Annotated in this window: 30 protein-coding genes; 21 read left to right on the top strand and 9 right to left on the bottom strand. The window is 67.7% G+C overall.

Annotated elements, in window-relative coordinates:
* Positions 1-3 precede the first annotated feature (3 nt).
* The 3 genes from ON38_RS23585 to thiO are packed head-to-tail and all read right to left on the bottom strand — an operon-like array spanning position 4 to position 2,097.
* The gene (locus tag ON38_RS23585) at positions 4-783 is read right to left on the bottom strand and encodes a thiazole synthase (protein ID WP_281004626.1); all 780 of its coding nucleotides are present in this window, start codon (positions 781-783) and stop codon (positions 4-6) included.
* A complete protein-coding gene (thiS, locus tag ON38_RS23580) occupies positions 755-1,003 on the bottom strand; it encodes a sulfur carrier protein ThiS (RefSeq protein ID WP_051165098.1) in 249 nt (82 codons plus the stop codon). The genes ON38_RS23585 and thiS overlap by 29 nt, the downstream gene beginning before the upstream one ends.
* A complete protein-coding gene (gene thiO / locus ON38_RS23575; RefSeq protein ID WP_039827161.1) occupies positions 1,000-2,097 on the bottom strand; it encodes a glycine oxidase ThiO in 1,098 nt (365 codons plus the stop codon). The genes thiS and thiO overlap by 4 nt, the downstream gene beginning before the upstream one ends.
* Before the next feature lie 183 nt (positions 2,098-2,280).
* Here thiO and thiE point away from each other — a divergent pair, with 183 nt between their 5' ends.
* Positions 2,281-2,976: a thiamine phosphate synthase gene (gene thiE, locus ON38_RS23570; RefSeq protein WP_051165097.1), complete on the top strand. Its 696-nt coding sequence runs from the start codon at positions 2,281-2,283 to the stop codon at positions 2,974-2,976.
* Positions 2,977-2,992: 16 nt separating this feature from the next.
* On the opposite strand, the gene ON38_RS23565 is transcribed toward thiE, so the two are convergent.
* Positions 2,993-3,328 carry an ester cyclase gene (locus tag ON38_RS23565; protein WP_039827120.1) on the bottom strand — a complete coding sequence of 112 codons (336 nt, stop codon included), beginning with the start codon at positions 3,326-3,328 and terminating at the stop codon, positions 2,993-2,995.
* A 494-nt stretch (positions 3,329-3,822) separates the two neighbouring features.
* Positions 3,823-3,978, bottom strand: coding sequence for a CG2302 family histidine operon protein (locus ON38_RS36660; protein ID WP_169333293.1), 156 nt, complete (start codon positions 3,976-3,978; stop codon positions 3,823-3,825).
* Between the two features lie 178 nt (positions 3,979-4,156).
* On the opposite strand from ON38_RS36660, the gene ON38_RS23560 reads away from it, so the two are divergent.
* From ON38_RS23560 to ON38_RS23525, 8 genes are all read left to right on the top strand, one after another.
* Positions 4,157-5,872: an acyclic terpene utilization AtuA family protein gene (locus ON38_RS23560; protein WP_039827119.1), complete on the top strand. Its 1,716-nt coding sequence runs from the start codon at positions 4,157-4,159 to the stop codon at positions 5,870-5,872.
* A complete protein-coding gene (locus tag ON38_RS23555) occupies positions 5,869-7,020 on the top strand; it encodes an acyl-CoA dehydrogenase family protein (RefSeq protein ID WP_039827118.1) in 1,152 nt (383 codons plus the stop codon). The genes ON38_RS23560 and ON38_RS23555 overlap by 4 nt, the downstream gene beginning before the upstream one ends.
* Positions 7,017-8,615 carry an acyl-CoA carboxylase subunit beta gene (locus ON38_RS23550; RefSeq protein WP_039827117.1) on the top strand — a complete coding sequence of 533 codons (1,599 nt, stop codon included), beginning with the start codon at positions 7,017-7,019 and terminating at the stop codon, positions 8,613-8,615. The genes ON38_RS23555 and ON38_RS23550 overlap by 4 nt, the downstream gene beginning before the upstream one ends.
* A gap of 8 nt (positions 8,616-8,623) precedes the next feature.
* On the top strand, positions 8,624-10,660 hold the full coding sequence (locus ON38_RS23545) for an acetyl/propionyl/methylcrotonyl-CoA carboxylase subunit alpha (protein ID WP_039827116.1): 2,037 nt from the start codon (positions 8,624-8,626) through the stop codon (positions 10,658-10,660).
* Between the two features lie 3 nt (positions 10,661-10,663).
* Positions 10,664-11,824: an acyl-CoA dehydrogenase family protein gene (locus ON38_RS23540; protein ID WP_039827115.1), complete on the top strand. Its 1,161-nt coding sequence runs from the start codon at positions 10,664-10,666 to the stop codon at positions 11,822-11,824.
* Positions 11,825-11,877: 53 nt separating this feature from the next.
* Entirely contained in the window at positions 11,878-12,684 is an 807-nt protein-coding gene (locus ON38_RS23535; protein ID WP_039827114.1) for an enoyl-CoA hydratase family protein, read from the top strand.
* Between the two features lie 6 nt (positions 12,685-12,690).
* The gene (locus ON38_RS23530; RefSeq protein ID WP_039827113.1) at positions 12,691-13,296 is read left to right on the top strand and encodes a TetR/AcrR family transcriptional regulator; all 606 of its coding nucleotides are present in this window, start codon (positions 12,691-12,693) and stop codon (positions 13,294-13,296) included.
* Positions 13,297-13,615: 319 nt separating this feature from the next.
* Entirely contained in the window at positions 13,616-14,626 is a 1,011-nt protein-coding gene (locus ON38_RS23525) for a hypothetical protein (RefSeq protein WP_157181860.1), read from the top strand.
* 138 nt (positions 14,627-14,764) lie between these two features.
* Here the strand turns inward: ON38_RS23525 and ON38_RS23520 are convergent, their stop codons facing one another.
* Positions 14,765-15,244 (bottom strand): GNAT family N-acetyltransferase, encoded by a 480-nt coding sequence (locus ON38_RS23520; RefSeq protein ID WP_039827111.1) that lies wholly within the window; start codon positions 15,242-15,244, stop codon positions 14,765-14,767.
* 299 nt (positions 15,245-15,543) lie between these two features.
* Between ON38_RS23520 and ON38_RS23515 the strand changes: the two genes are divergently transcribed.
* The 6 genes from ON38_RS23515 (at position 15,544) to ON38_RS23495 (ending at position 19,268) form a co-directional block, all read left to right on the top strand.
* A complete protein-coding gene (locus ON38_RS23515; protein WP_157181859.1) occupies positions 15,544-15,864 on the top strand; it encodes a WXG100 family type VII secretion target in 321 nt (106 codons plus the stop codon).
* Between the two features lie 19 nt (positions 15,865-15,883).
* Complete coding sequence (locus ON38_RS23510) at positions 15,884-16,189, top strand: WXG100 family type VII secretion target (protein WP_039827110.1); 306 nt, start codon at positions 15,884-15,886, stop codon at positions 16,187-16,189.
* A gap of 14 nt (positions 16,190-16,203) precedes the next feature.
* Complete coding sequence (locus tag ON38_RS23505; protein WP_039827109.1) at positions 16,204-17,499, top strand: hypothetical protein; 1,296 nt, start codon at positions 16,204-16,206, stop codon at positions 17,497-17,499.
* Positions 17,496-17,864, top strand: a complete 369-nt coding sequence (locus ON38_RS36225) for a DUF6188 family protein (protein WP_157181858.1) — start codon at positions 17,496-17,498, stop codon at positions 17,862-17,864. Before ON38_RS23505 ends, ON38_RS36225 begins: the two co-directional genes overlap by 4 nt.
* 221 nt (positions 17,865-18,085) lie before the next feature.
* On the top strand, positions 18,086-18,352 hold the full coding sequence (locus tag ON38_RS23500; RefSeq protein ID WP_039827108.1) for a type II toxin-antitoxin system Phd/YefM family antitoxin: 267 nt from the start codon (positions 18,086-18,088) through the stop codon (positions 18,350-18,352).
* A gap of 109 nt (positions 18,353-18,461) precedes the next feature.
* Positions 18,462-19,268 carry a TspO/MBR family protein gene (locus ON38_RS23495; RefSeq protein ID WP_039827107.1) on the top strand — a complete coding sequence of 269 codons (807 nt, stop codon included), beginning with the start codon at positions 18,462-18,464 and terminating at the stop codon, positions 19,266-19,268.
* Positions 19,269-19,387: 119 nt separating this feature from the next.
* Here the strand turns inward: ON38_RS23495 and ON38_RS23490 are convergent, their stop codons facing one another.
* From ON38_RS23490 to ON38_RS23480, 3 genes are read right to left on the bottom strand one after another with little or no spacing between them, the layout of a single operon-like run.
* A complete protein-coding gene (locus ON38_RS23490) occupies positions 19,388-20,278 on the bottom strand; it encodes an NAD-dependent epimerase/dehydratase family protein (RefSeq protein ID WP_039827106.1) in 891 nt (296 codons plus the stop codon).
* Positions 20,275-20,616 carry a hypothetical protein gene (locus ON38_RS36220; protein WP_039827105.1) on the bottom strand — a complete coding sequence of 114 codons (342 nt, stop codon included), beginning with the start codon at positions 20,614-20,616 and terminating at the stop codon, positions 20,275-20,277. Before ON38_RS36220 ends, ON38_RS23490 begins: the two co-directional genes overlap by 4 nt.
* Positions 20,613-20,978 carry a hypothetical protein gene (locus ON38_RS23480; protein ID WP_039827104.1) on the bottom strand — a complete coding sequence of 122 codons (366 nt, stop codon included), beginning with the start codon at positions 20,976-20,978 and terminating at the stop codon, positions 20,613-20,615. The genes ON38_RS36220 and ON38_RS23480 overlap by 4 nt, the downstream gene beginning before the upstream one ends.
* 318 nt (positions 20,979-21,296) lie before the next feature.
* Here ON38_RS23480 and ON38_RS23475 point away from each other — a divergent pair, with 318 nt between their 5' ends.
* The 6 genes from ON38_RS23475 to ON38_RS23455 all read left to right on the top strand — a co-directional run bounded on the left by ON38_RS23475 (position 21,297) and on the right by ON38_RS23455 (position 25,134).
* Positions 21,297-22,193, top strand: coding sequence for a helix-turn-helix domain-containing protein (locus ON38_RS23475; protein WP_039827103.1), 897 nt, complete (start codon positions 21,297-21,299; stop codon positions 22,191-22,193).
* A complete protein-coding gene (locus ON38_RS35080; protein WP_083873034.1) occupies positions 22,190-22,399 on the top strand; it encodes a DUF397 domain-containing protein in 210 nt (69 codons plus the stop codon). The genes ON38_RS23475 and ON38_RS35080 overlap by 4 nt, the downstream gene beginning before the upstream one ends.
* Positions 22,400-22,550: 151 nt before the next feature.
* A complete protein-coding gene (locus ON38_RS23470) occupies positions 22,551-22,994 on the top strand; it encodes an alpha/beta fold hydrolase domain-containing protein (RefSeq protein ID WP_051165094.1) in 444 nt (147 codons plus the stop codon).
* A gap of 134 nt (positions 22,995-23,128) precedes the next feature.
* The gene (locus ON38_RS23465; RefSeq protein ID WP_039827157.1) at positions 23,129-23,659 is read left to right on the top strand and encodes a VOC family protein; all 531 of its coding nucleotides are present in this window, start codon (positions 23,129-23,131) and stop codon (positions 23,657-23,659) included.
* A 322-nt stretch (positions 23,660-23,981) separates the two neighbouring features.
* A complete protein-coding gene (locus ON38_RS36215; protein WP_157181857.1) occupies positions 23,982-24,872 on the top strand; it encodes a hypothetical protein in 891 nt (296 codons plus the stop codon).
* Positions 24,865-25,134, top strand: a complete 270-nt coding sequence (locus ON38_RS23455) for a hypothetical protein (RefSeq protein WP_039827101.1) — start codon at positions 24,865-24,867, stop codon at positions 25,132-25,134. Before ON38_RS36215 ends, ON38_RS23455 begins: the two co-directional genes overlap by 8 nt.
* The last annotated feature ends 6 nt before the right edge of the window (positions 25,135-25,140 follow it).

The following is a 25,140-nucleotide window of genomic DNA, read 5'->3' as shown; positions in this document are numbered from 1 at the left end:
GATCTACCGTCCGGGCGAGGACGCCTGGGCCCAGAACCGCTTGGGAATCCGCCCCGCTTCCCGCGCCCGGTAGCCGGCCCGCACCGCGTCGGCCATGGCGGCGGCCATCAGCGCCGGATGTTTGGCCCGGGTCACCGCGGTGGCCAGCAGCACCGCGGAGCAGCCGAGTTCCATGGCGAGCGCGGCGTCGCTGGCCGTGCCGATACCGGCATCCAGGATCACCGGCACCTGGGCCCGGCTCACGATCATCTCGATATTGTGCGGATTGCCGATACCCAGACCGGTGCCGATCGGGGAGCCCAGCGGCATCACCGCGGCGCACCCGGCGTCCTCGAGCCGCCGCGCCAGCGCGGGATCGTCGTTGGTGTAGGGCAGCACGGTGAAACCGGCGTCCACCAGCTGTTCGGCGGCGTCGATCAGCTCGATCGGATCGGGCAGCAGGGTTCGGTCGTCGGCGATCACCTCGAGTTTGACCCAGTTCGTATCCAGCGCCTCGGCCGCCAGCCGGGCGGTGAGCACTGCCTCGGCGGCGGTGCGGCAGCCCGCGGTATTGGGCAGCGGCGCGATATCGAGCCGTTTCAGCAGGTCGAGCACACCGGTACCGCCCGCGGCGTCGACCCGCCGCATGGCGACCGTCGTCAGTTCGGTACCCGAGGCGAGCAGGGCCTCCTCCAGCACGGTGAGGTTCTCCGCGCCGCCGGTGCCCATGATCAGCCGCGAACCGAAGGTGCGGTCGGCAATGCGCAGCGCTTCGTCAGCCACCCTGGACCGCCGTGAGCACATCGATCTCCCAGCCGCGACCCACCGGCTCGTCCCAGCGGGAGCGCGGGAACACGGCGCCGTCGACCGCCAGCGCCACCCCCTGACACGGCAGCTCGAGGCGTTCCAGTAGTTGGCGCACCGTGAGCTGTTCGGTGAACTCGTGGTCGACCCCGTTCACCGTGACCCCGATCGGCACGGACGCTCCGTGCGCCGGTGCGCCTGGTGTGGACGACTGTGTCATCGACTACCTCCTGAGGATGTGGATGCCGTGAACCGGTGCGGATCGGCCGCCGCGGCCGCGGCCAGCGGTTGCCCGCTCAGCTCGGCGACCACCGCATCGGCGGTGAGCGCGCTGGTCAGCATGCCGTTGCGGCCGTGCCCGGTGGCCGCGATCACGCGGTCGGACAACCGCCCGATGAAGGGGAGGTTGTCGGGGCTGCCGGGGCGCGCGCCCGCGGCGGCTTCGAGCAGTTCGTATTCGCCGATACCGGGCAGCGCGGTTTCGGCGTCCCCGATCAGGTCGCGGACCCCGGCGACCGTGACCGCGGTATCGAAACCGGCCTCGTACTGGGTGGCGCCGAGCACCAGGCCGTCGGCGCGCGGCACGAAGTACACGGGCCGCCCGTGCACACGCGCCCGGACCACCCGGGTGGGCGGCGGTTGCGCGCCGGGACGGTGGCGCAGGCGCAGGATCTCGCCCTTCACCGGGCGGACTGCCAGCCCGGGCCACAGTTCGGCCGAGGCGGCGCCCGCGGCCAGGACCACCTGCCGTTGACGCAGTTCGGAGAGATCGCGGACCCGGTCGGCGTGCACGGTCACCCCCGCTTCGGCCGCGGCCTTGCGCAACGCGGCCAGCAGCCGGCGGTTGTCGATGGCCGGTTCGGTGGGCGCCAGCAGCCCGGCCCGCACCGTACGGGCCAGCGCCGGTTCCAGTTCCCGGACCCCGGCCCGGTCCAGCAACCGGAGTTCGTGGCCGCGCTCGCCGACCCATTCGGCGACCGTGCGCAGGTCGGCGGCATCGGCGGCGTCCTGGGCGATGGTCAGGGTTTCGGTGGCGACGAAGACGTCCACGCCGGTGACGGCCTCGAGACGCGCCGCGAAGCCGGGCCAGCGGGCCAGCGCCGCGGCACCGAACTCCAGAACCGCGTCTTCGCCGGGCCAGCCCTCCGAGAGCGGCGCGAGCATGCCCCCGGCCACCCACGAGGCGCCGCTGCCCACCGCCGGATCGAACAGAGTGACCGTCCAGCCCGCCTCCGCGGCCCGCCAGGCCACAGCCAGTCCGATCACCCCACCGCCGACCACGGCGAGGGTCGTATCGGTGGCCGGTTCGCTCACCTGCGCCACCTCCTCCGGGGGGCACGGTGGATCACGGCGGCGGTACTGCCGGATCGATGGATCGACGCCGGGCTACATGGCGCCGGTCGGGTCCGGCTCGCCGCCCGCGCCGCGCGCGCGGATGTTCGCACTACGTTCCACCTCCTGCAACTTCTCCACGTTAGCGCGGCTACCGTGGCAGTTGTGCAACCGTCCTCCGCTCGCCGGCCGCTGCCCCCGCGTGACCGCCTCACCACCGCCCGGCTGTACCTGTGCACCGACGCCCGCCGGGAGAAGGGGGATCTCGCCGAGTTCGCGGAAGCGGCCCTCGCCGGTGGCGTGGACATCATCCAGCTCCGGGACAAGGGTTCGCCCGGGGAACAGCAGTTCGGTCCGCTCGAGGCCAGGGGTGAACTCGCGGCGCTGGCCGAGCTGAAGGCCGCGACCCGCCGGCACGGCGCGCTGCTCGCGGTCAACGATCGTGCCGATATCGCGTTGGCGGCGGGCGCCGATGTACTGCACCTGGGTCAGCAGGATCTGCCGCCCTGGTACGCCCGCAAGATCCTCGGCCCCGAGGTGGTGCTCGGGCGGTCCACCCACGATCGGGAGCAGGCCCGGCTGGCGGCGGGTGAGGAGAACCTCGACTATTTCTGCACGGGCCCGGTGTGGGCGACCCCGACCAAACCGGGGCGTACGCCCGCCGGATTGGATCTGGTGCGCGCGACCGCGGAAGCGGCGCCGACCCGGCCGTGGTTCGCCATCGGCGGTATCGACGCCGAGACCCTCACCGAGGTCCTGGCGGCGGGCGCCGAACGGGTGGTCGTGGTGCGGGCGATCACCGCCGCCCCGGACCCGGAGGCCGCCGCGCGTGAGCTGAAGACCGCCCTGCTGGAGGCCTGAGCCGCGCTTTTCCGCGTCAGTCGGCAGGGCGGCCGCGGCCGGACAGACCCCACAATTCGGCGATCCGGCCGTGCCGAACTCGGAATGTCTCCATCATGGGCACACGCTCGGCACTGTCCGGTGTGGACAGCGTCGAACGGACGGCGATCCGGTCGCCGTCTACGAGCAGGTCCTCGACGCGCACCTGAATACCGGGGGAGGCCGCGAACATCTTCGACCACGCTTGCGCGACGGCCCGTACGCCGGTCGTGCCCAGCGGATGGCTGATGAATTCCGGCGCGAGAATCATTTCCAGAGCGGCCAGATCCCGGTTGTTGAACGCCTCGTACATCCGCAGACCGACCGCTCTCATGTCCTGCGCGCCGCCGGCCCCCGGCCCCGCTTCGCCGAGCGTCCGGCGACCTCGCCCTCGAAGCGCTTCTCCATGGTCGTGACTCCTACCGGAAGACCGGTCGACCCGGCCGCGTCCGGTTCCGCTTCGAGCGGGACGAATGTTTCGACAGTGAATGTTGCTTCAGCTCGCACCCGCCGACCGTATCGGCGCGCCCCGACAGAATTGGCCGACGTTGTCCGGCGGGTCCACCTGGGCCTCGGGTGGGGGAAAGCGCGCCGGCCGTGCCCGGCGCAGAGGGGCAGGGCCGACGCGTGTTCCGGCGGTGCCAGGGGGTGCCCGGTGGAGCCCGGTCGCATCCCTGGGCTCTGGTTCACCGGGGCTTCCCGCCTGTCGCGCAGCGCGCCGTGCCCTGAGTGTTGACCCCGGCGGCGCTTCGGAAACATACCCGGCCGCTGCGTCCCGTAACGGGTGGTCAGGGGCGGCGGGGCCGGGTCCGGCGTTCGTTTCCGGCGTCAGACCAGCCAGAGCACCGCGCCCAGCGCCGCGAGCACGGCGCAGACGCCCAGGGCGATCGAGAGCGGCCGGGTGGTCTTCCAGGTGGTGTAGGCGCCGCCGATGAGGAATCCGGCGAGCGTGAACAGCAGAACTACGGCGACATCGGTGGACACAGGGACCCATTGTGCCTGCTCCCGGCGCTGATCAGGGCCGCGCCCCGCCCTGCGGAAATTAACAAGCACGCGTGCTTGATTTTTTGCGGGGGGCCTGTGATGCTGGGGCGGTACGCGGACAGCCACGGGCGCATATCGGCGACCCCGCCCGGTGCCGCGGTAGGAGGCGAAACCGCTCATGAGTGGTCTGGCGGCCGATCCCGACCTGATCCGGATCGGCAACTGCTCGGGGTTCTACGGCGACCGGTTCGGCGCGATGCGTGAGATGCTCGAGGGCGGGCAGCTCGATGTGCTCACCGGTGACTATCTCGCCGAACTCACCATGCTGATCCTGGGCCGCGACCGGATGAAGGATGCCGGCCTCGGCTATGCCAAAACCTTCCTGCGTCAGCTCGAGGAATGCCTCGGTCTCGCGCTGGAACGCAACGTTCAGATCGTGACCAATGCCGGGGGCCTGAATCCGGCCGCACTGGCGGAGAAGGTGGGGGAGCTGGCGGCCCGGCTCGGCCTCGAGGTCCGGGTCGGATATGTGGACGGCGACGATCTCACCGGCCGCGCTGCCGAACTCGGCCTCGGCTCCCCGCTCACCGCCAACGCCTATCTGGGGGCCTGGGGTATCACCGAATGCCTGGCCGCGGGCTCGGATGTGGTGGTCACCGGCCGGGTCACCGACGCGTCGGTGGTGGTGGGTCCGGCCGCCGCCCATTTCGGCTGGCAACGCACGGATTACGACCGGCTGGCCGGTGCGGTGGTGGCCGGTCATGTGATCGAATGCGGCACTCAGGCCACCGGCGGCAACTTCGCGTTCTTCCGCGAACTGCCCGATCTCGGCCGCCCCGGATTCCCGCTCGCGGAGATCCGCGCGGACGGTAGCAGCGTCATCACCAAGCATGCGGGGACCGGCGGCGCGGTCACCGTGGACACCGTCGCGGCCCAGCTCATGTACGAGATCCAGGGCGCGCGCTACGCCGGTCCCGATGTCACCGCCCGGCTCGATACGGTCGAACTCGCCGCCGACGGCCCGGACCGGGTGTCGATCCGGGGCGTCGTGGGGGAACCGCCGCCGCCGACGCTGAAGGTCTCGCTGAACACCCTCGGTGGATTCCGCAACGAAATGGAGTTCATCCTCACCGGTCTCGATATCGAAGCGAAGGCCGAGCTGGCGCGGCGGCAGCTGGAGTCCTGGCTGCCCGAACGTCCGGCGGAACTGGACTGGACCCTGACCCGGCTGGACCGCCCCGATGCCGAAACCGAGGAACAGGCCAGCGCGCTGCTGCGCTGTGTGGTCCGCGACCCCGATCCGAACAAGGTGGGACGCGCGTTCTCCGGCGTCGCCGTCGAACTGGCGCTGGCCAGCTATCCGGGCTGTAGTTTCACCGCCCCGCCCGGGAACGGTTCGCCCTACGGCGTCTATCGCCCGGGGTTCGTCGACGCCGCCGAGGTCCCGCATACCGCTCACCGGCCGGCCGGAGGCAAGGTCCTGGTGGGGGCACCGTCGGAGACCCGCGATCTGACCGAGGTCCCGGAACCCGAACTCCCCGCACCGCTTCCACCCACCCCCACGAAACGGGCACCGCTGGGCGAGATCGCGCTGGCCCGCAGCGGTGACAAGGGCGGTGACGCGAATATCGGTGTCTGGGTGCGCACCGAGGACCAGTGGCGCTGGCTGGCGCACACCCTCACCATCGAGCGGCTACGCGAGCTACTGCCCGAGACCGCCCCGCTGGAGATCACCCGGCATGTGCTGCCGAACCTGCGGGCACTCAACTTCCTCATCTCCGGCCTGCTCGGCGAAGGCGTGGCCTACCAGGCCCGGTTCGATCCGCAGGCCAAGGGACTCGGCGAATGGCTGCGGTCCCGTCATCTCGACATACCGTTGGAGCTGCTGCCGTGAGCACTGTCTGGAACACCGCCGAGCGCCGCGAACTCCGCGCCACCGTGCGCGCTTTCGCCGAGCGCGAGATCCTGCCCTACCAGGATGATTGGGAACGCGACGGGGAGATCCCGCGGGAACTGCACAAGAAGGCCGGGGAACTGGGCCTGCTCGGCATCCAGTTCCCGGAAGCCGCGGGTGGAGCGGGCGGAAGCGGTATCGACGGCGCCGTCGTCTGCGAGGAACTGCACTACGCCGGGGTCTCGGGTGGCGTGTTCGCCTCGCTGTTCACCTGCGGTATCGCGGTACCGCACCTCATCGCCGCGGGCGATCCCGCCCAGCTCGACCGCTGGGTACGGCCGACGCTCGCCGGTGACAAGATCGGTTCGCTGGCGATCACCGAACCCGGCGGCGGCTCCGATGTGGGTCATCTGACCACCTCGGCCCGCCGCGACGGCGATCACTACATCGTCAACGGCGCCAAGACCTACATCACCTCCGGCTGCCGCGCCGATTTCGTGGTGACCGCCGTCCGTACCGGCGGTCCGGGCGCGTCGGGGGTTTCGCTGCTGGTGGTGGAAAAGGACACCCCCGGTTTCACGGTGGGCCGCAAACTGGACAAGATGGGCTGGCGCGCTTCCGATACCGCGGAACTGTCCTACCAGGATGTCCGGGTGCCGGTGTCGAACCTGGTGGGGCCGGAGAATTCCGGTTTCCTGCAGATCGCCGCGGCGTTCGTCAGCGAGCGGGTCGGACTGGCCGTGCAGGCGTATTCGAGCGCGCAGCGCTGCCTGGACCTCACCCTGGACTGGGTACGCAACCGGGAAACCTTCGGCCGCCCGCTGATCAGCAGGCAGGCCGTGCAGAACACCGTCACCGAGATGGCCCGCCGGGTCGATATCGCCCGCGTCTACACCCGGGACGTGGCCGCCCGCGCCGCGGCCGGGGAGACCGATCTGATCGCCGAGGTCTGCTTCGCCAAGAACACGGCCGTCGAATCCGGTGAATGGGTGGCGAACCAGGCGGTGCAGCTCTTCGGCGGACTCGGCTATATGCGCGAATCCGAGGTGGAACGCCAGTACCGCGATATGCGGATCCTGGGTATCGGCGGCGGTACCACCGAAATCCTCACCGGCCTGGCCGCGAAACGATTGGGGTATCAGTCTTGACGACACTGCGCAGCACCCTCGACACCACGAGTGCCGACTACACCGCGGCGGCCGCGGCCATGACCGCCAAACTCGCCGAGGTCGAGGCGGAATTCGAGAAGGTCATCGCGGGCGGCGGTCCCGAGAAACTCGCCCGCCACCGCAAACGCGGGAAGCTGACCGCCCGCGAACGGATCGAACTGCTCATCGACGAGGATTCCCCGTTCCTCGAGCTGTGCCCGCTCGCGGCCTGGGGCAGCGAATTCCAGGTCGGCGCCAGCACCGTCGCCGGTATCGGCGTGGTGGAGGGCGTGGAATGCATGATCGTCGCGCCCGACCCCACTGTGCGCGGCGGCACGTCCAATCCCTGGACGTTGCGCAAGACATTGCGGGTCAACGACATCATCCGGGAGAACCGGTTGCCGGTGATCTCGCTGGTGGAATCCGGCGGCGCCGATCTGCCCACGCAGAAAGAGGTTTTCGTCCCCGGCGGCCGGATGTTCCGCGATCTCACCCAGGCGTCGGCGGCGGGTATCCCCACCATCGCCCTGGTCTTCGGCAACTCCACCGCGGGTGGCGCCTACATCCCCGGGATGTCCGATCACGTGGTGATGATCAAGGAACGCTCCAAGGTGTTCCTGGGCGGACCACCGCTGGTGAAGATGGCCACCGGTGAGGAGTCCGACGACGAATCCCTGGGCGGCGCGGATATGCACGCCCGGGTCTCGGGTCTGGCCGATTACTACGCCCTCGACGAGCAGGACGCCATCCGCATCGGCCGGCGCATCGTCAAACGGCTGAACTGGAAGAAGCGGGGACCGGCGGCCCGCACCTCGGTGCTCGAACCGCTGTACGACCCGGACGAACTACTGGGGATCGTGCCGCCCGACCTGAAGATCCCCTTCGATCCGCGCGAGGTGATCGCCCGGATCGTCGACGGCTCCGATTTCGACGAGTTCAAGATCCGCTACGGGTCCAGCCTGGTCACCGGGTGGGCCGAACTGCACGGGTATCCGGTCGGCATCCTCGCCAATGCCCGCGGTGTGCTGTTCTCCGAGGAATCGCAGAAGGCCACCCAGTTCATCCAGCTGGCCAACAAGACCAACACTCCGCTGCTGTTCCTGCACAACACCACCGGCTACATGGTCGGCAAGGAGTACGAGCAGAAGGGCATCATCAAACACGGCGCCCAGATGATCAACGCGGTCTCCAATTCCAAGGTCCCGCACATCTCCGTGCTCATGGGCGCCTCCTACGGTGCCGGCCACTACGGCATGTGCGGCCGCGCCTACGACCCCCGCTTCGTCTTCGCCTGGCCCAGTGCCAAATCCGCGGTCATGGGCGGGGCGCAATTGGCCGGGGTGATCTCCATCGTCGGCCGGGCCGCCGCCGAGGCCCGCGGGCAGGCGTTCGACGAAGAGGCCGATTCCGGGATGCGTGCCATGGTGGAAGCGCAGATCGAGGCCGAATCGCTGGCCATGTTCATGTCCGGGCGGCTCTACGACGACGGGGTCATCGACCCGCGCGATACCCGCACCGTGCTCGGTATGGCCCTCTCGGCCATCCACACTGCACCTGTCCAGGGCGCCGAATCCTTCGGCGTCTTCCGAATGTGAGGCCGGTCGTGACGAATTCGCAGCAGCTCATCACCAGCGTTCTGGTCGCCAATCGCGGTGAGATCGCCCGCCGGATCTTCGCCACCTGCCGCCGGATGGGCGTGGGCACGGTGGCGGTCTATTCCGACGCCGACGCCGGATCTCCGCATATCGCCGAGGCCGACGCCGCGGTCCGGCTGCCCGGGAACACACCCGCGCAGACCTACCTGCGCGCCGACCTGATCATCGCGGCCGCTCAGGCCACGGGTGCCGACGCCGTCCACCCCGGCTACGGGTTCCTTTCCGAGAACGCGGAATTCGCGCGCGCGGTGGAAGCGGCGGGACTGGTCTGGATCGGGCCGCCCGCCGCCGCCATCGAGGAGATGGGGTCCAAGGTCGCGGCCAAGAAGATGATGGACGCCGCCGGGGTGCCGGTGCTGGCCGAACTCGACCCGGCGGAGGTCACCGAAGCGCAGCTCCCGGTACTGATCAAGGCGTCCGCCGGTGGCGGCGGTCGCGGTATGCGGGTGGTGCGCGACCTGGCCGAACTCCCCGGGCAGCTGGAAGGCGCCCGCCGGGAGGCCGAATCGGCGTTCGGCGACCCCACCGTCTTCTGCGAGCGCTATCTCGAGACCGGCCGCCATATCGAGGTCCAGGTGCTGGCCGATACACACGGCGCCATCTGGGCCGTCGGCGAACGTGAGTGCTCGATCCAGCGCCGGCACCAGAAGGCAGTCGAAGAGGCGCCGTCTCCCCTGGTGGAGCGTATCGATGGCGGTAGGGGAGCGGATTCGGGCCCCGGTATGCGGGACCGTCTGTTCGAGGCGGCCCGCCAGGCCGCCGCCGCCATCGGCTACACCGGCGCCGGAACGGTCGAATTCCTGGCCGACGAATCCGGTGACTTCTTCTTCCTGGAGATGAACACCCGCCTCCAGGTGGAGCATCCGGTCACCGAATGCACCACCGGGCTGGACCTGGTCCAGTTGCAGCTGGAGGTCGCCCAGGGCGCTCGGCTGGCCCCGAAACCTCCCGCTCCGCAGGGCCATTCGATCGAGGTCCGGCTCTACGCCGAAGACCCCGCGCAGGACTGGCAGCCGCAGAGCGGAACCGTGCACCGCATCGAGGTCCCGCAGGTAGCGGCGGAGTTCGACCTGCTCGACCGCCCCGGGGTCCGGCTGGATTCCGGGGTGGTCGACGGTTCGGTGGTCGGGGTGCACTACGACCCCATGCTCGCCAAGGTCATCTCCTACGGCCGCACCCGGGCGGAGGCGGCCCGGCTGCTGGCCGGCGCCCTGCACCGGGCCCGGATCCACGGCCTGGTCACCAACCGCGACCTGCTCGTCCGGGTCCTGCGCCATCCCGCCTTCCTGGCCGGCGATACCGATACCGCGTTCTTCGCCACGCACGGTCTGGATGCCTTGGCCGCGCCGCTGGCCGGCCCGGACGAGGAGGAACTGTCGATCGTCGCGGCCGCGCTCGCCGAAGCGGCCGCCAACCGGGCCCGGGCGGGTGTGGTCGCGGGCGTGCCGAGCGGCTGGCGCAATCTGCCGTCGCAGGCGCAACGCAAGTCCTACGAAAGCCGCGCCACCGGTACGTACGATATCGACTACCGGTTCACCCGGGGCGGGGTGGAGGTCGCCGGGCACGACGGCCTGGAATTGATCTCCGCCACGCCCGATCAGGTCGTACTGGCGGTACCCGGTGCGCACGGCCCGGTCCGGCGGCAGTTCGCCGTCGCCCGCTACGCCGACCTGGTCTGCGTGGATTCCGCGCTCGGTCCGGTGTCGGCGCGCCGCCTGCCGCGGTTCACCGACCCCGCCGACCAGGTGGCCACCGGATCCCTGCTGGCGCCCATGCCGGGCAGCGTGATCCGGCTCGGCGCGGAGGTCGGCAGTTCGGTGACCGCCGGTCAGCCGATCCTGTGGCTGGAGGCCATGAAGATGGAGCACACCATTGCCGCGCCCGCCGACGGTGTGCTCAGTGCCGTGAATGTCGAAGTCGGCCAACAGGTCGATGTGGGTGCCGTTCTCGCCGTGGTGGATCCCGCCACCGAAAACCAGGAGTAGGCAATGAGCTTCATCGAATCCGACGAACGCAAAGAACTGCGCGCGGCCGTGGCCGCGCTGGCCGCCAAGTACAACTATCGCGATTACGTGCTGCCCCGGGCGCGGAAGAACCAGCCGCTGGACGAACTGTGGTCCGAGGCCGGGAAGCTGGGCTTCCTCGGCGTGAACCTGCCGGAGGAGTACGGGGGCGGCGGCGCCGGTATGTACGAACTGGCGCTGGTGATGGAGGAACTGTCCGCGCAGGGTGCCGGTCTGCTGCTCATGGTGGTCTCGCCCGCCATCTGCGGCACCATCATCACCAAGTACGGCACCGACGAGCAGAAGGCCGAATGGCTGCCCAAGCTCTCCGACGGTTCGGCCAAAATGGTCTTCGGTATCACCGAACCCGACGCCGGTTCCAATTCGCACCAGATCACCACCACCGCCCGCCGCGACGGTGACGACTGGCTGCTCACCGGCCGCAAGATCTTCATCTCCGGCGTCGACCAGGCCGAGGCGGTGCTGATCGTGGCGCGCACCGAGGACCACAAGACCGGCAAACTCAAGCCCGCCCTGTTCATCGTCCCCACCGACGCGCCCGGGTTCGAGAAGACCCCGCAGGAAATGGACATCATCGAACCGGACCACCAGTTCACCCTGTTCCTCGACGATGTCCGGCTGCCCTCCACCGCCCTGGTCGGTAAAGAGGACGCCGCACTCATGCAGCTGTTCGCGGGTTTGAACCCGGAGCGGATCATGGGCGCCGCCATGGCGGTCGGCGTGGGCCGCTACGCCCTCGACCGGGCGGTGGAATACGCCAACGAACGCGCCGTCTGGAAAACCCCGATCGGCGCGCACCAGGGCATCGCGCATCCGCTGGCCCAGGTGAAGATCGAACTGGAACTGGCCCGGCTGATGATGCTCAAGGCCGCCACCCTCTACGACGCCGGGGACGAGATGGGTGCCGCCGAGGCCGCCAACATGGCCAAATACGCGGCCGCCGAGGCCAGTATCAAGGCGCTCGACCAGGCCATCCAGACCCACGGCGGTTCCGGCCTGACCTCGGAATACGGCCTGGCCGCCATGCTCGGCGCGGCCCGGATCGCGCGGGTGGCCCCGGTGAGCCGGGAAATGATCCTCAACTTCGTCGCCCAGCATTCGCTGGGCCTGCCGAAGTCCTACTGAACACCGGCGGGCCGGGGCGCAGGCGCCGGCCCACCCAGAAAGGCAGGGCCACCGTGACCGGAACCGAGACCCGAGTTGTCGACTACGCCGTCGAGGACGGGTTCGCCACCCTCACCCTCGACTCCCCGCACAATCGCAACGCCATCTCCTCGCGCCTGGTGACCGAACTCCTGGCGGGCCTGGCACGCGCCGCCGCCGACCCGCAGGTCCGCGCCGTGGTCCTCACCCATACCGGCAACACGTTCTGCGCGGGAGCGGACCTGAAGGAAGCGGTGGACGCCGACCCCGCCGCCGCCTCCGATATCCGCACCCAGTGGATGGTGCGGCTGCTGCGCGCCATCCTGGAACTTCCGAAACCCGTGATCGCGCGGGTGGACGGCAATGTGCGGGCCGGAGGTATGGGACTGCTCGCGGCCTGCGATATCGCCGTGGCCGGCCTGTCCAGCAGTTTCGCGCTCACCGAGGCGCGGCTCGGCCTGGCCCCCTTCGTCATCTCGCTCACCCTGCTGCCCCGGCTGACCCCCCGCGCCGCCGACCGGTATTTCCTGACCGGCGAGAAGTTCGACGCAGATACCGCCGAGCGGATCGGCCTGATCACCCTGGCGACGAACGACCCGGCCGCCCGGACCACCGAACTACTGGACGAACTGCGCAAAGCCTCCCCACAGGGCCTCGCGGAGAGCAAACGGCTCACCACCGCGCCGATCCTGGCCGAATTCGACCGCTCCGCCGACGAATTGGCCGCCCGCTCGGGCAGTTTCTTCGGCACCGAGGAAGTGATCGAGGGTATGACCGCGTTCCTGCAACGCCGCCCGCCCCGCTGGGCCGTCCAGGCCGCCGAGACGCCCTCGGCAGAATAGGCCGCTATGGCGACACCGCACGAACCCAAACAGGACCGCAGCCGGGCGACCCGGCAGCGGCTCCTCGAGGCGACCATCGACTGCCTGGCCGAGAAGGGCTGGGCAGCGGCGACCGTGGCGGTGGTCGCCGAACGGGCCGGGGTGTCCCGGGGCGCGGCCCAGCACCATTTCCCGACCCGCGAAGATCTCATCACCGCCGCCCTCACCTACATGTTCGACACCCGCACCGACCAGGCGGTATCCACGGTGGTCACCGAACCCGGCCTGGCCCGCACCGAAGCCGTGGTCGCCGGGCTGGTCGAGTCCTACACCAGCACGTTGTTCAAAGCCGCCCTCCAGGTCTGGACCCACGCCGCCGCCGACCCGGCGCTCCGCGAACGCATCGTCCCGCTGGAAGCCCGCTTCGGCCGCGGCGCCCACCGGCGCGCCGTCCGGGCACTGGGCGTCGACGACACCGATCCGGTCGCCCACCATCTCGTTCAGGCCACCCTCGACCTCGCCCGCGGTCTGGGTCTGGCCGATGTCCTCACCGATGATTCGGCCCGGCGTAAACAGATCGTGCACCAGTGGGCGGTCACGCTGCACGAGGCACTGGAAGCCCGGCGCGGCTGAAGCGCTGGAGTCGCGCGGACCGGGCCACCGGCGTCGGTAGGAGGCTTGCGCGAACGCGTAGCGCGCCGCCCGAGTGAGGCCCGATTACCGTGGGCGGAGCGAGCTCGGGGCGAAAGCCTCAGAACCCCCACCGTCGCAAATCATTCGAGATCGCTGCTCACGGACCCCTGGCTGCGAGGGTGACGGTGATTTTCTACAGTTGTCGAACGGCATCGGAAGCTCGGGAACGGGTAGTAGCGCGGATGCCCTCGTCGCTGAACTGACCGGGCCCGGCCGATTCCGGTACGACGGCGCATGGTGCGCGGCCGACGTGAGAAGGGTGAGTGTGCCAGGTTTCGGCGAGATGGCCCGCAGTCTCGGGCGGGTGCGGGATCGGCTCAAGGAGGCGGGACTCCAGATCGGCCGGACGCTGTCCCGCCACTCCGAAGACCACGGGACCGTGGCGCGGACGGGGGCGGACACTTTCGACGCGTCCCAGAAGAAAAGACTCGAGGTCACCGACGAGCTCGCCGGAAAAACCCAGCTCCGGCTCGCCGATAATTCGGCGAACGAGCGCCCGCACCTGATGGTGTCCGCCGGGGATTCCGTATTCGTCGGGACGGTGCACTACAAGATCTACGACCTGCCGCAGAGCCGGGCGTTGCTCGAGCGACTGACGGACTGGCTCGCGGCGACCGAAGGTAAGAAACGCGTCGTCATCGTCGAGGGCCGGGTGCCACCCCGGGCGAGCGATGCCAGATCAGCGTTCGAGTCCGATCGAGGCGAAATCGGCGCCATCGCTTTCAAAGCGCGAGAAAAAGGAGTGGAGCCTATTTCGATGGAGGAAGATCTGGCCGACCAGGTCCGTGGCCTACTCGCCGAGCACCGGCCCGAGGATGTCTTCGGGTATTACGTCCTCCGGCAGATGCCGCAAGGACTGGCAGCTCAGGAGCGGACCGGCCTCGATATGACGGCGCATCTGAACGAGGCGCTCGATATGTTCGCCCACATCCTTCCTCCCGGTGCCGATGCCCGGCAGGCACTCACCGATCTGATGGCCCGCGACTACGCTCATACCGGTTTCTCCGGAGTGTTCCGGAAGACCGATGAGGACTGGCTCATGAAGGAAACCAACGACCCCGGGGTTACCGGAATCGCCGAGACTCCTGTGCAGAAGGTCGCTCTGGCATGCAATATGCGCCGCGACGCCCACGCGGCGGAATTGATACAGCAGCAGGTGGATTCCGGCACAGCCGTTTTCGCGCAGTTCGGCATCATCCATTTCGACAAGGTCGCACCGAACGTACCGGCGTTCGCCGACAGTGCGGTGACCCGGCTTCCCGCCGAGTGAGTCCGGACCGCACGGGTTCGTAACGATGTTCGGCACCCGGTCCGGACGCCACCGGCAAGCGGCCAGTGCATCACCCGATCGCCCTCACGGACTTCCGAGTTCGTGCGGAATCGCGGTCTCACAGCTGCGTGGGGATGCTCAGAGCTCGGCTACGGCACCGACCTCGGGCCCGGTGACAGTGAGATCGGCACCGGCACGGTCCAGTAGGCGGCAGGCTGCCCTGTTGGCGGCGGTGGTGCAGGCCACGAGTTGCCGGGCACCCGAATCGCGGGCCAGCGTCAGCAATTGATCCATGATCGCGGCGCCGATCCCACCCCCACGGCGCGACCGTCCGATCCAGGCGCCGACTTCGACCCGGCCCTCGTCGAGCGGTTCGAGCCGCGCCGCACCCACGATCTGTTCGTCGACGACGATGACATAGGTGCTCTCCACCGGCCGCGGCGTGGCGACGGACCGGGAGCGGTGGAACTCCAGGAACGCGGCCCTGGCCGTGGGATCCCAGCCGGTCGTACCGGGAACCGGTGGCATCACTTCGAGGGGGTCGGCATCCGCTACCGCCCGCTCGAGCAGCAGGTGCAGGTTGTTCTCGGTCAGCGGGAGCAGTCGCGCCTCATTCATGCGGCGCAGAATCCACCCGCGGGCCGGGCGTGTCAATCGAATTCCGCCCCGATACCGCTGGGGCGGACGTGTTGTGCCGGGCGCGTGCGAGTTCACAGACCGGGCGAGCCGGCGAGTACGTGGCGTGGCTCGCGCGCAAGATCGGCACAGCGGCCGCCGACCGTACCAATGGACGGCAGTCGACCGGCCCGCGCAGTCCTGTATCGGAAAGACGCAGGCCGGCAGACCGATCCGGTTGACACGTGGCCGTCCGCCGGTACTCTCGGGACAGCTGCGGTTCGATCATCGAGGGGGACGCTGTGGCCGGCTCGGCAGAATCGACACCGTCGATCCAGGTGGTACCGGACCATGTTCTCGACGCCGGAAAGTTCGTCCAACTGACCGCCGACAACCTGGTGAAAGCCCTGCAGGATCTCGATACCGATATAGACGCCGTGCTCGAGGTGTGGAAGGGCAATTCCGCCAACGCCTATCGCGCGGGCTGGGACGAGACCAAACAGGGTGCGGTGCAGGTCCTCGAGGCGCTGGCCACCATCGCCGAATTGCTGGGTGTCACCACACAGACATTCGTGGAGCAGGACGACAGCAATTCACAGAGCTACCCGTCGCTCAATCTCTGAACTACCAAGGGGGAACAGCATGCCCGAGCCGTCCGAGGCTTTCCAGGTCGATCTCGACGAACTCGACAACCTCACCGTGCGCGCCGCGAACTTCATCGGCTTCCTCAACGACAGCCTCACCGGCCTCGAACAACGGATGGCCACCCTGCACCAGACCTGGTCCGGTGACGCGGCGCTGGCGCAGGCCGATGCCTTCCGGCAGTGGGCGGCCGGAGCCACCGACGTCCGTGAGGGCGTCGACGCCATGCGTCAGGCCGCGGTCGACGCCCATACCCGCTATACGACCGCCATCCAAACCGTGCAGCGGATGTTCGGCACCCGGTAGCCCGAGCCCGGTAGATGAACTTCATCAATGTGGACCCGGCCGTCTACTACGAGGCGGCCACCATCGTGAACAGGGCGGCGAGTGCCTTCTTCACCGCCTATGACCAGCACCTGCAGGCGTTGAAAGGTACCGACGCGATGGCAGGCAGCGCCGGACCGGGCAAGGAGTGGGCGACCTCATACGACAATCAGGTCCGCGAAACCAACAATCTCGTCAGCACGCTGATGCTGGCGCTGGACAAATATCCCCGGGTGCTGAATCAGGCCGGGTTCGTCTACGCGAGTAGCGATCACGACCCCAAATCCGGAACCCCCGCGCCGCAGAAACCGGCTGATCCGCACCTCGCCTATGTCAGTTGTGCCCAACCACCGCCGTCGGCAGGAGGTCCGGGTAGCGGTCTGGTCGACGACGGTCTCGAACTGGCGAAGAAGATCGGTGTCGACCTAACTGTTCCCGACGGCGACACCGACAAACTCAACACTGCCGCCACCGTCTGGAACAGCCTGGCCCATGCACCGGGCGCCACCAACCTGCCCGTGGAACTGGAACGGGCAGCGGCGATGTTCCAGCAGGTCACAGCGCTGGAGGTGGCGTCGATCGACGAGGATCTCCGAGAGATCAAAACCGCCGCCGAAGACCTGCTGGCCACTTTCGCCGATATCGCCGCCTCGTGCGCGGCCCAGAAAATTGCGCACGACAACATGAAGGCGCAGTTGCGCGACATGCTCGCCCAGTTCGCCGACGAACTGAAGAAGCAGATCGCCATCACCCTCGTACTCGCGGTCGCCGCCTCGGTGGTCAGTTTCGGAATCGGCGGCAGCGCCGTGGCGGCAATCCGCGCCGGCAAAGCCGTAGATTTGGTCAACGATCTGGTCAAAGCGCTGCGCGGCATCGTCGCCGCGGCCGGGTTGCGGACGGTGGTCGCCGTGACCCGTTCCACCGGCGACACACGCGCCAAATTGGAGCGCATCCACGACCTCATCGAAACAATCGAAGACTCAGTCGAGACCTTGGAAAAGCCAGAACCGTGGGACCCGAATGTCCGACCGCCGGGCGTGCCTGGTGATTGGGTGGCGCGAACAGCGGACAACGGTAAAGGGGTGGTATGGCAGAAGCCCGGCGCGAGCGGCAACGCTGATTGTGTCCGGGTCATGGAGCCGACGAACAGATATCCGAACGGCTATGTTCGGTTCTATAACTCCGGTGGTCAGCCGATTAATCTGGATGGTAAGCCAGGACCTAATTCGGAAACGCACATCGCTATAGAATCCGACGGCACCTATCCGCTTCCAAAAGGATGGCAAGAATGATCGTTCCAACTCCTGAGCTCCCTGTAGAACTGGCCCAGCTCGCTCCCGTGCTCGTACTCCGTGCCGGAAATGAATTCGAAGTCCAAATAGAAAGTGTGGTAGAAATCGGAATAAGCGGGGGTGCCAGTAATCGCTACTCGGTCGGGGAAATACCGGCAGAGGTCGGCCCGCAGATTACTGGGGTACTTCGGGAGGCGCACGCGATAGAGAACGGCACACTCCACTTGGAGTTCGAGTCCGGAAGTTCGATTCGAGTATTCGCGGATCCGGATTACGAGGCGTGGAGCGTGGTCGGGGCCGATGGCTTCAGAGTGGTCTGCATGCCGGGCGGCGAACTGGCTGTGTGGTCGGGAAAAGGGACATAGGCGGCGAGATCGTGAAGGCGCCGTGCCTCGGTCGGCGGGGCGTAGGCCGCCGAAGCGTCGTGGGTGACGCGAACCGGGGGTGGGATGCAGCAGGCGGAGACCTGCGTCGGTCCAACGCTCGACGGGGCTTGCCCAGGTGGCTGGACCTGGCATCACTCGACTACTCGTACCACATTCCGGTACCGCGGCCGATGCGACCTGCAGGGAAGGGAACCGCAGAGATGACCAGTATGTCCGCGAGTAAAGCGCGCGCCAACCTGTATCTACTCATCGAACAGGTCAACAACGACGCCGTCGAGGTCCACATCACCAGCCGTAAGGGTAATGCGGTACTCATCTCCGAAGACGAGTACAACTCACTACGCGAAACCCTCTACCTGATGCGTTCCCCCGCCAATGCCGCCCGCCTTGCCGAGGGTATCGCCCAACTCGGAGCCGGTGATCCTGTCGAGGTGAACATGGAACGCCCCACGGAAGATCTCGAGTGAAGGTCACCTTCACTGCCCGCGGCCGCTGTTCGGCGGCGATGTCCTCGCAGCAGTCGGCAGATGCCCGACACCGGTGATTGGTTACGCGGCGAACGGGCACACGGGCCCCATGACCGACCGGACATCCGATATTTCCAGGCAGCTACTGCTCCTGGCGGCTGCCGTGATCGCGGCGGTCGCCGCGGTGATCGGTTCGGGTGCGCTGGGCGGTACGCCGATCGCCGAGGCCGCCGACGGGGCGCTCGCGGCCGACGCCACCTTCGTCGCTCCCGCCGGGCCGGCCTTCGCCATCTGGTCGCTGTTGTATATCGGGTTCCTGGCGCTCGCGGTCTGGCAGGCGCTACCGGCGCAGCGCGGGAATCCGCGGGTACGGGACCTGTGGTGGCTGATCGCCCTGTCGCTGCTGCTGAACGCGCTGTGGATCGCTACCGTGCAGTTCGGCTGGATCTACGTCAGTGTCGTGGTGATCCTCGCGCTGCTCGCGACGCTGGCGGTGATTTTCGCCCGCTGCCTGCGATCGCGTCCCGCGAGCCGCGTCGAAGCCGTGCTGCTCGACGGCGTGATGGGCCTGTATCTCGGGTGGGTCATCGTCGCGACGGTGGCGAATATCGCCGCGGCGCTGAAAGCCGGGGGCGTGGGTGGCCTCGGTCTCGGCGCGGAGCCATGGGCGGTGGTGGTGCTGATGATCGCGGCCGCGGTCGGGACCGCATTGGCTTTCCTCAGCGGCGGGCGGGTCGCGTTCGCGCTCGCCATGATCTGGGGACTCGCCTGGCTCGGGGTCGCCCGTTTCGCCGAGGCTCCGGAATCGGCCGTGGTGGGAAGTGTCGCGGTCGCCGCCGCCGCGGTGGTAGCGCTGGCCACCGTTTCGGCCGGGCTCGGGCGAAGGAATTCCGCCCTGGCTTCACCGACCTCATGAGCGTCGGCCACCCGGCCTTGGTTGTAGTGACCCGCCCGATGAAATCCACAGCTTTGTGGCCGGCTACCGGGGCGAGGCGGCTGTCCGGCGCCGCGGGCGGCAGCAGCGCGATAGCCACATCACTTACCGACGAAGGTGCGCATCCAGTCGAGTGTGTGGTGTATGCCGGTGGCCGGATCAGTGGTGGGTTGCCAGCCGAGGCTGTCGCGGGTGCGGTCGAGGTGTGGGATGGGGGTGCCGGGCCCGGCAACAGACGAGGTGCATTCCAGCCAGCCGGTACCCGCGAGCGTGATGGCGATGCGGGCGAATTCGCGAACTTCCAGCATGGGGCCGGCGATATCGATCGGGCCCCGGATATCGGTGTCGAGCATCGTGACGAGAGCCTCGACCGCATCGGTGATGTAGACGAACGACAGTATCGGGTTGTCGGGAAGGTACAGGGTCTGGGCGCGTAGCGCGGCGGCGCAGATCGTCGCGGTGACGCGCCCGTCGCCCGGCGGCAGGCCCGGCCCGTAGACCTCGAACAACCGGACGATGCCGATATCGGCGCGCCGGTCGTGGTGCGCGGCGGTTTCGATGAGGTGGTGGCCGGTCCGGTGGGCTGCGAATGCCGCGGCCCGGCGGGTGCGCACCGGTTCGCTGGCGGGGTCGGGGCCGGAAGCGAGAACGATCCGGGCATTGTGGGCCGCGGCGAGGTCGAGTGCGGCGAGGGTTCCGGTGCAGGCCGCGCGCAGGACTGCCGCGGGGTCGGGGGCGACGGCGACGGGGCTGCCGGAATAGGCGAGGTGCGCGATATGGGTGGCCTCGTCGAGGCCGGTGAATGCGCCGAAGGCCGTGGTGTCGGTGGGCCGCAGGGTGAAACGCGGGTGGCCGGTCATATCGGCGACATTCGCGGTCCGCCCGGTGCCGAAATTGTCGATTGCGGTGACGCGGTCGCCGCGGGCGAGGAGACGGCGGCACAGCTGTGAACCGAGGAAACCGGCTCCCCCGGTGACGATTACGTGTTTCACGAGAGTGCTTTCTGCCGATACGGCCGGCGGGCGGGGTCGGGGGTCACGCAGCCGTGCACGATGAGGGTCGCGAATGCGGCACGTTTCCGGAGACAGTCGTGTGCACGGTGGTGGCGCATGGCGTTGTGGGCGTCGTCGACGCTCAGCGGTGTTCCGGGCAGCGCGCACGTCCACGCCACCGTCTCGGGGGTGATGGAGATCCGGTGCCGCACGCGTCGTGCGGGACGGTTGGCGGGGCGCGGCGGTTCGGCGGGCCATACGCAGCCCACCGCGGACGCCACCGCAAAGCACACGACCACCACGGTCGCGGCGGTGATCAACGCATCCCACGCACTCATACGCGCCCGCCTTCTGCTCTCGCGACAGGCGTACCGGCCGCCCACACGGTGGGCGGGCAGACGGTTTCCAGCCGGTATCCGAGATCGCAGATCAAGGCGGGCCGGTCATCCACCTGACCGAGATCGAAGGCGATGATCACCTCGGCCCCGAGTTCGGTGGCGAGCGCGCGAACATAGGTGAGCGGGTTCGGTTCATCGACCGGTGGGCGAACGGTGTACAGGTACCGATAGCCGGATGCCCGAGCGTGCCGCCGGATTTCGTCGGCGTGGCGCGGGGCGTGGTGGGCGGAGATATCGACGCGGACGAATCCGATGGCGGTGGGTCGGCGCTCCGATGAGCCTGGGACATGCGGATACGGCACGGGTCCTCCCGGGTATTTCGAGACGTGGGCGATTGGGTACGTGTTCGTACGCGACCATCCGGACGGAACGAGCGGAGCGCGGAGGTGGTCGCGGCCGAACTCGGTGAAGCTCGCGAGGATCGGGTGACGGTGGGTCCGTCCGCGGTGTCACCTGTTCTCCGGACCCCAGCACACCACGGGATATACGCTGGTCCAAGCCGAATCGGCAGGCCCGGACCAAAGTGATGTGTAGTCCCAGAACGTGATTCGAATCCGATTCCGGCGATGATTCGATTTCGGGGTGCCCAATGATTCGTTTTTTCGAGCGGAGGTAGCGGTATGACCAGTGACGAGGGGGCGGAACCATCGACCCTGCCGCGTCGGCAGCTGGGTCGGTTCCTACGGGAACACCGGGAGGCCATCGGGTTGAGCCTGGCGAAAGCGGCCGCTCTGGTGGAGTTGAGTCAGGCGGCGCTACAGCGCATCGAGGCCGCCAAGACGAAAAAGGTTCGCGCGGTGGATGTGCGGGCGCTGTGCGAGCTGTACGAGGTGCCGCGCGAAGAGGTGGTGCGGGCGCTGGACCTGGCGGAACAGGCGAAGGTGACATCGTGGTACACGGCGTTCGCGGGGCTCTACAGTGATCCCACCTTCAACATGTACGTGGAACTGTCCGCGTCAGCGCGACAACTCGTCTCGTATCAGGAAATCGTGTTCGGCCTGGTGCAGACACCCGATTACGCGCGTGCGCTGATCAGCAGCTTCTACCGGGAAGAAAGCCCGGACGACATCGAACGCCGGGTGGAGTTGCGAATGAAGCGCCAGTCCATCGTGACTCGTAAGGCCGACCCGGTGCGCCTCGAACTGCTGCTGCACGAGTCGGCGCTACATCGTATGGTCGGCGGTCCGAAGGTGATGGCGGAGCAGCTCCGCTACCTGGCGGAGGTCGGCAAACGTCCGAACGTGGACATCAGGATTCATCCGTACAGTGCCGGGTGCGCGCAGGGTTTGTTGCATGGACCGTTCGTGATCCTCGCGTTCGGCAATGATGCTCGAGGGCGGTCAGTCGAGCCGCCGCTGGTCTACTTCGAAGGTGTAGGCAAGCCCGATCTCTATCTCGAGAGCGGTGATGATGTGCGGCGTTACGATGAGCTTGCTTCGGTAATCCGAAGCGCAGCACACGATCAAGTGCGATCGCGAGAACTGCTCAGGCACATTGCGAAGGAGTATGAAGCGTGAAGACGGATCTATCCGGAGCGAAGTGGTTTAAGAGCAGTCATAGTAGTGGGCAGACCGATTGTGTCGAGGTTGCGTGGTTGACGGATGGTCAGGTGGGAGTGAGGGATTCGAAGAACACCCTCGGACCCGCCCTGGTGTTCGCACCCGGAGCGTGGGATGCCTTCGCAACCGAACTCCTTGCGGGTGGATTCGTCTCTCGCTCATGACGCGCCATCACTGAGATATTCGACGGCGGTTCCCGCGAGGCCGTCGAAGGCTACCGATGATTCCGTCACGCGCGCACGGTCGCAACCGTGCACGCTGCATCTTCCGATGGCGTTCGGTGGAACCGCTGTGCTCTGGAGCGCGTCATAGACTGTGAGCGGAGTACTGGCGGCCGATGGGACATGGCTCGGCCGCTACGGCGCGCGGCTGCTCTTCCCCACCGTCGACAACCTGCGGGTCCCGATCCGGTGGTCGGCGAATATGTCGGGCATGTCCGGCAACTCGGCGCTGACCCGAATGGTCTCCACCGATCCGCTGGGCGGGGGTGTCCGTATGCCGCTGGGTTTCCTGCGGACCTATCTCACCTCGGCGCCGTATATCGAGCCGGAGGATTTCACCGGCTGCCCGGTGTGGCTGGTCCATCCCGGCGCCGATACCTGGACGCCACTGTCGTTGAGCGAACAGTTCTTCGAACGTATCGCTGCTCCGAAGAAGCTCACCGTGCTGGCCGGTGCCGGTCATTACCCGATCGAAGCCCCCGCTATCCGTCGACTGAACCGCGTCCTGGCCGCGCTGCGTACCGAAATCGCTTCCTGAGACATCGTCGTAGCGTGATTCCGGGGTCACACGGTCGATGAATCGCTCACCGGGCCTGGGCGGATTGAGGACGGTTTCCGACCGCTATCGCCCCTACCGTCACCTTCGTACCACAAGTGAGCGAGAGGATCGAGATGCCGCAACACTCCCAGCCCCCGGGCTATACCACCGTCGCGCCGTGGGTCGTTACCGACGACACCGGGGCTTTCCTCGACTACGTCGCCCAGGTGTTCGACGGCGTCGAACTCGGCCGGGTGCCGACCGAAGACGGGAAGATAGGGCACGGGGAGATACGTATCGGCGACACCGTCGTCCTCGCCTTCGACCGGCACGACGACTGGCCGGTGCTGCCGAGCCTGCTGCGCGTGTTCGTGCCCGACGCGGACGCGGCGATCGCGAAGGCCACGGCAGCCGGGGGACGGATCGTCACCCCGCTTGCGAACGATGCGTTCGGGCAGCGGGGCGGGCGGGTCGTGGATCCGTTCGGCAACATCTGGTGGGTGATCGCGCCGGTCGAGCAGGTCACCGAGGACGAGATGTGGCGGCGGTTGCAGGAACCCGTGTACGCCGAGGTCATGCGGGTGGCGCAGGAGACCCTCGACGCGGAACTCAGCGGTCGAGGTCATGAGCGGAGCAGCGCGCCCGTCGCTCCCGCGTCCGGCTGACCGGAATCGGTCCCGCGCGCAGCCCGTACATGCGTCGACCCCCGCACCGGCATCGCCTCGGGTAGGAGCGGGCGCCGGGAGCGCCACCGGCATCGCCGACCCGATGAGCAGGCTCGCGGATGCCGTGATGTGCGACCATCCGGAGCCCTCATTCGCTACAGGAAACCCACCCGCATCAGGCATCATCGAAGCCTGGAGATACCGGGGCCGAACTCATCGGTCCCGGGGCTCTGGGTCGGGACGGCTGCCTCGAACCGAGACACAGGTGCGAGCGCCTGTGGTTCCGAGGGTCGGTCCGGCCCGTCGTGGTAGCGAGGTCGAATTGAGCAACAGAATTTCCGGGGCTACCTTGCGGGTCACCGAAGGGCTGGTCGGCAATCTGACAGAGTGGTCCGACCACCTCGCGAACCGAGTGTATAGAGATACCTTCTCTCGCGGTATCACGCGAGGAGCTGATCTGGAGACCGAGGCCGATATCTACAGCAGTCATCCGTTCGGCAACCGAGGTTCTGATGACGCTTCCGGCGCGGGGCCGGATGTAACAGAGACTTCGGTCGACGAATACCTCAGGGGAATATATGGGGATCGGTATCATATGGACGGCTCGCCCCGGGCCCACGAGTACGCTCGTTCATTGGCCTCGTTTCCGGAACGATATCATCGCGTTGTCGCGAAACATATGAAGGAATTCCCCGAGGGGGGCATCTGGCTCGGCGCCGGTCGGTTGCACGACCTCGGCCATCCGGCCTGGCCGGCGACGAGACCTCGGGACCAGAGGCCGCACGGTTGGCCCGATGGATCGACCTGGGACGATGTCGGCGGCATGTACAGCGACAGGTTTCGGGCGATGCTGGTAGGCGACGCACGACATTCCAGAAAAGATACCCCGCCGCACGAATTCGGCCATGCCCTGGACGACGCTCTCGGCAGGGTGAGTGAACAGCTCGTATTTTCTCAGTTTCACTCCAAAGTTCTGCGCCATATCGAACAGACGAGTCCGAATATCGCCGAATATTTCGCCCGGCCCGGCGAGGCCGGGAAACGGGAGCTGTTCGCGGAAGGCATCGCTTGGCGCAATAAAACCATGCGGGATCTACCCGTCGGCGTCGACAGTGCCGCGCCACCCGAGTTCTACGGCTCGGTCGCCGCGGGTCGTCATCTGACTTCCTTCTACAAGGCTCTGGAGAGAGAAGTGGAATTACGCTATGAGTGAAGAACACCCGCTGGCCCGGCGTCTCGACGATGGTCGTATTCTCCTGCGCTACTTCGGAGAAGAACTCGACGGCGATATTGTCGACGGCTCGGTGACCATCGGCCCCGAGGATCCCGCCTACCGTGACTGGGACGCCGAGATCGCGCGCTGGGAGCAGCGCCCGGGGCCACTCGACGACACTGTCGACTACGAACCCATCGATTACGAAAACCTGAAAATACTTCCGGAACCACCTCCAGGCGATCGCGACGGCTCCCGATGATCGCTG

This window comes from Nocardia testacea NBRC 100365 (assembly GCF_000308775.1).
Lineage (GTDB): Bacteria > Actinomycetota > Actinomycetes > Mycobacteriales > Mycobacteriaceae > Nocardia > Nocardia testacea.
Note: the sequence above shows the minus strand (reverse complement) of the source record. Positions and strands in the feature narration are given on the sequence as shown.